Origin of the sequence: Winogradskyella sp. (assembly GCF_025210595.1) — a bacterium.
GTDB lineage: Bacteria > Bacteroidota > Bacteroidia > Flavobacteriales > Flavobacteriaceae > Winogradskyella.
Genome location: NZ_JAOARH010000055.1, coordinates 1 through 5,014, shown reverse-complemented (window position 1 = coordinate 5,014; position 5,014 = coordinate 1). Strand labels below are relative to the sequence as shown.

At 29.3% G+C, this 5,014-nt stretch carries 6 protein-coding genes; all 6 read left to right on the top strand.

What is annotated here, in order from left to right:
- Nucleotides 1-407 precede the first annotated feature (407 nt).
- The 6 genes from N4A42_RS06175 (at nucleotide 408) to N4A42_RS06150 (ending at nucleotide 4,973) form a co-directional block, all read left to right on the top strand.
- Nucleotides 408-920, top strand: a complete 513-nt coding sequence (locus N4A42_RS06175) for an outer membrane beta-barrel protein (RefSeq protein ID WP_294071435.1) — start codon at nucleotides 408-410, stop codon at nucleotides 918-920.
- A gap of 67 nt (nucleotides 921-987) precedes the next feature.
- Nucleotides 988-1,839 carry an ABC transporter six-transmembrane domain-containing protein gene (locus tag N4A42_RS06170; protein ID WP_294071432.1) on the top strand — a complete coding sequence of 284 codons (852 nt, stop codon included), beginning with the start codon at nucleotides 988-990 and terminating at the stop codon, nucleotides 1,837-1,839.
- On the top strand, nucleotides 1,840-2,082 hold the full coding sequence (locus N4A42_RS06165) for a hypothetical protein (protein ID WP_294071428.1): 243 nt from the start codon (nucleotides 1,840-1,842) through the stop codon (nucleotides 2,080-2,082). It begins immediately after the preceding gene.
- Nucleotides 2,083-2,213: 131 nt separating this feature from the next.
- Nucleotides 2,214-3,200, top strand: a complete 987-nt coding sequence (locus N4A42_RS06160; protein WP_294071425.1) for a sterol desaturase family protein — start codon at nucleotides 2,214-2,216, stop codon at nucleotides 3,198-3,200.
- Between the two features lie 16 nt (nucleotides 3,201-3,216).
- Complete coding sequence (locus N4A42_RS06155) at nucleotides 3,217-3,774, top strand: hypothetical protein (RefSeq protein ID WP_294071422.1); 558 nt, start codon at nucleotides 3,217-3,219, stop codon at nucleotides 3,772-3,774.
- A 392-nt stretch (nucleotides 3,775-4,166) separates the two neighbouring features.
- Nucleotides 4,167-4,973, top strand: a complete 807-nt coding sequence (locus N4A42_RS06150; protein ID WP_294071419.1) for a hypothetical protein — start codon at nucleotides 4,167-4,169, stop codon at nucleotides 4,971-4,973.
- The last annotated feature ends 41 nt before the right edge of the window (nucleotides 4,974-5,014 follow it).

Here is a 5,014-nt window from a genome sequence, read left to right as displayed (position 1 = left end):
CCATTACCTTTTTAGAAAAACAATTGGCTGTTTTAAAAGAAAAGAATAAAACATTACAGCAAACAAGTTAGATATATAATTTTAAGTCATCCTAAATAGATTGACAGTCATCAATAGATTATATTAAACCGTTGAAGTTAACTTCAACGGTTTTTTGTTGTTATTAAATACATTTCAGTTGAGGTTAAATATAGGTTAATGCTATAATCTTATCATGATACTCAATTGTATTTAGTTACAACTATTTTTAAAATTAAGATTATCAGATTTTAAATGCTATGACCGATTTGACATAAATCAAAACGCTTCATTTTTCAATTCAATAGCTTGCCTTTTGATTTAAATCAAAAGAAAAAACGTCACTTCATCTGACCTTTGTATCATATTAATTTCTTAAACAATTTACGATGAAAAAAATAATGATTTTTACGGCAGCTTTGATGATAAGCTTAACAACTTTTGCTCAAGATAAAAAGATTAAAGTTGGTGCCTTTGGAGCTATTCCAATTGGAGATACAAAAGATGTTTCTAAAACAGGGTTTGGTATTGATGCCTCTTACCTTTTTAAAGTGTCAGATAAGTTAGATGCTGGGTTTACCACTGGTGTTTCATTCTTTGGAGGTAAAAAAGTTACTGTAAATAATGAAGACAATACAACTAGTACTTATAAGTATAGTAATGCAAAGTATGTTCCTTTAACAGGTGCTATACGTTTTAATGCAACAGATAAGTTTTATATCGGAACAGATCTTGGTTACGCTATTGGTATAGGTGATAATGTAAAAGGTGGTTTTCATTATAAACCAAGAATTGGTTATCAAATTACAGATCGTTTAGGTATCAATACCTCTTTTACAGGACTTAAAGTAAAAGGAGGTACATGGAAAACACTCAACTTTGGAATAGAATTTTCTCTATAATATATTTAAGTTTAATTGAAAGCCAGAGTCTTGCTCTGGCTTTTTGCACGTAATAAATATAATAATTATGACAGCACACCAATATTCAATTAAAGCCATTTTTAAGCGGTTTAAATGGAAAATATCCATTACATTTTCTATGCTCGTGTTAGAAAATCTTTTTAAGGTACTTCAACCCTTAGTTTTGGGTATAGCTATTAACGATTTAATTAATCAAAAAAACGATGGATTATGGCTGTTTTGTCTACTATATGCCGCAGGTTTTTTTATTGGTGTTATTAGACGCTATTACGATACAAGAGCGTATACTTCTATTTATACAATTGTAGCTTCAGAAGTGGTTGCTATTCAAAATCAAAAGCAAATTTCTGTTTCAACAATTGCAGCTAGAAGTGCTTTAATTAAAGAGCTTGTAGATTTTTTTGAACACGATATTACACAAGCATTTGCATCACTAATGAGTGTTATTGGTGCATTAATAATGTTAGCATTATTTGACTGGTGGATATTTGGAGCTTGTTTAATAACCATTCTACTTATTTTTATTATTTATACTCTTAGTAATAAAAAAATCTACAGCTTTAATATTGGTTTAAATGATGAATTAGAACATCGTGTTAATGTACTAGAAACTAGAGCGCAGTTGGGCATTGTAAAACACTTTAGAAATATAGCTAAATGGATGGTCAAAATGTCTGATTTAGAAACTTTAAATTTTGGAATTATTGAAATCATTCTTTTTGTACTCGCTATTTTTGCGCTCTACGTTTCTGCGAGTGCACCAGAAGCAACAGCTGGAAGCATTTTTTCTATTGTAACCTATATTTTAGAATTTTCTAATGGTATTTTTATGCTACCATTAGTATTTCAACAACTTATTAGACTGCAAGAAATAAGTTCACGATTAAAATCTATTTAAATGAAAAAATGGAAAACTTCATTGGCTTTAGTTTTAATGGCAATTGCTATCTATTTTAATTGGGGTTGGTTTTGGGCCGCGTTTATTATGTTGGGATTAATTCATGTTATTAGAAGTGGTGAAATCCATTTTGTTGAAGCTGTTAAAAGGTTAGAAACACCAAGGTTGTATTGGTTTATGGTAGTGATTTGGTCATTATTAGCGCTCTATTCTATTTTAAGTTATTTAAGTATTTTAACTTAGGTTAAATATTATATATTCTATGTGTAACAAGTAGTTGATGAGGTGTTTGTAATTGTCTTTGTTTTTTTTGATGCATGTCAAAAATGTTAACCCTATAAAAATAAATCTTTGCAAAACAAAATATTAACGATATGAGCAGAACAAGAACTTTAATATACACCCTTGCTATTATTGCTACGCTAATAGGAATTCCTCATTATGTAGCAGAAAATTTTAGTCTTCCAGAATATACTCAAGAAGCAGTAGATACTTTTTTTTACATCTTTAATGACTTAAGTGTTTTATACATTATTGTACCGTTTTTTATACTTGAGCTTATTCGTTATTTCGTAATGAAAAAATTAAGTAAAAATTTGGCATTAGATTCAGTTGCCAATCTTTTAACGGTAGGGTTCTTTACTGTTATAAACTATATTTTAGGAATTTTATTTGCGACTAAATTATACGTTTTGGCATCAGTATATAGTATTTTACCAGAGCTTCCTTTGACTTGGGTAACTGTTGTGTCATGTATTTTATTAGCCGATTTCCTTTACTATTGGGAACACCGATTAATGCACGAAATGGGTGCTGGTTGGGTAACACATACAGTACATCATAGTTCTGAACATTTTAATATGTCTGTAGCTTATCGTTTTGGACCGTTAGATGGATTTTTTCCACTTTTCTTTTCTATTCCTGCTGTACTAATGGGATTTAATCCATTCTTATTGCTAGCTGCAGAATTGTTTGTGCAAACTTTTCAGGCAGTTTTGCACACAGAAATCATTGGAAAATTGTTTAAGCCTATAGAATACATTTTTAATACACCATCGCATCACAGAGTACATCATGGGTCTAACCGCCAGTATTGGGATAAAAACTATGCAGGGATTCTTATTGTTTGGGATCGTCTTTTAAAAACTTTTGAACCAGAGGTAGAGAAAGTACGTTATGGAATTTCTGAACCAATTAACAGCGTAAATCCAATTGTTGTATTTTTTCATGGTGTAACAAGATTTTACAAAAAATTAAAGCACACCAAAGGTTTTAGTAATAAATTATTGTCTTTTGTTAAAGCACCACATTGGATGCCAGAAGGACAAACTTATCCTCCTCAAACTTCTGATGATAAATAAATTATAAAGATTAAAAATGAAAACAGCAGACACGATATTTAAAATATTAGGATATGTTATTATTCTTGGTGGACTAGCTTTGTTAACGTATTATGCAGTTTATCCTTCAGAAATGTATACCGGATCAGAATATGAATATTTTTCAGATACAGAAGAATCAGAATACAAGACCGAGACAACAAATAAAACACCGCAAGAAGAAACAAAACAGGTAGCCGTTGAAAACCCAAAGAAAGAAGCGCAAACGCTAGCTGGTCAATGGAAAGTTACCTACAATGCCCAAAATCTTAAAGGTGCAGTTGTTTATAAGATAAAAAAAGAAGGAAAGAAGCTTACTGCTTATACCTATGAGATGCAAGATGAAAATGGTTATGGTCAAAAAACATCTATCGAGAAAGCGCTTACTATAAATGCATTTAAAGGAAAAAATGCTAATGGTATCTATAAATTAGAATATGAAGGTAAGACATACGATGTGCCTTGTAAGATAATATTAATAGATGCAAATACATTTAAGTTAAGTTACGATTATTATGGCTACAGCGATACTGAAACTTGGAAACGCGTTTTGTAGTTGCTATAATTGAAAAGAAAGTGTTTAAATAGGTTAAATATTTATATTTATAAGCTTTATTATTTTTTGATATAAATAACCATTTATAATAAAACAAAACAATACATTTTGATGAAGATTTATTAAGTTGCTCATCAAGTCAAAATAGTTATTCTACTTGAGTGTTTTTTATAAGAAATGTATAATTTCAATTCGGTTTTAGATAGTTTATAGAATTAAAGAATTGTAAGATTATATCAAAACTTCATATTTAATTTTTTTTATAAGAAACTGCGACAATCCCTTTAAAAATCAACGACACAAATTGTTTTCGTTTTTGATTTAAGTCAAAGTAAAACACCTTTTTTTGAAAGACATTTGTATTATAAATTACAAACTATAATACAAAAACTATGAAAGCAAGTTTTTATTTTCCAATACTACTAATAGCACTAATATTTAGTAGCTGTACAAAAGACGAAATACGCGTATCTAATAGAGATCGTAATATGCGTTTACAAGAAGTTCATGAAATTGTATCTGATGTTGAAGATTTAATTGAAGATTTAGATAACGTTTCTGGTGATGAGATTGATTCTAATACTAACTATTGTGGTAGTTATATGATTGAATACACACCATCTATAAAAAAGGTAACTTTTAGATTTGGTAGAAATGGTTGTCAAACTTCAGATGGTAAAAAATTAAAAGGAACAATGATTCTTTTATATCAATTAAATACAACCTTAAATTATGTAAAAATGATTGATGTGTCCTTTGTCAATTTTTCAATAAACAACATTAAGGTTGAAGGTTTTGAAAAACGAAACTTATTACCTGGTGCCATACCAGAACTTCATACTACTACTGATGTAAGAATCATTTGGGAAGATAATACTGATGCTATTTATGATGGAGAGAAAGTAAGCAAAAAAGTAGCTGGCGCAAACACTAATAATCCTAATGATGATGAATATTTAGTTACTGGAGATTTAGAACTTAAACTTAGAAATAATGATGAGTTTGATGTACTTGTTATTAACCCTTTAAAACGAAAAAGAACTTGTGAAATTTATGTGTCTGGTAAACTAAAAATCACTTCAGAAAATGAAGAAGATGCATTTTTAGATTATGGAGATGGTAATTGTGATAACCAAGCCATTTATACAAATCCTGATGGTACCATCGAAACAATAACAGTTGAAGAAAACATTTTATAACCTAAATAATAAATTAACATGAAAACTTTAAAATTAACCTT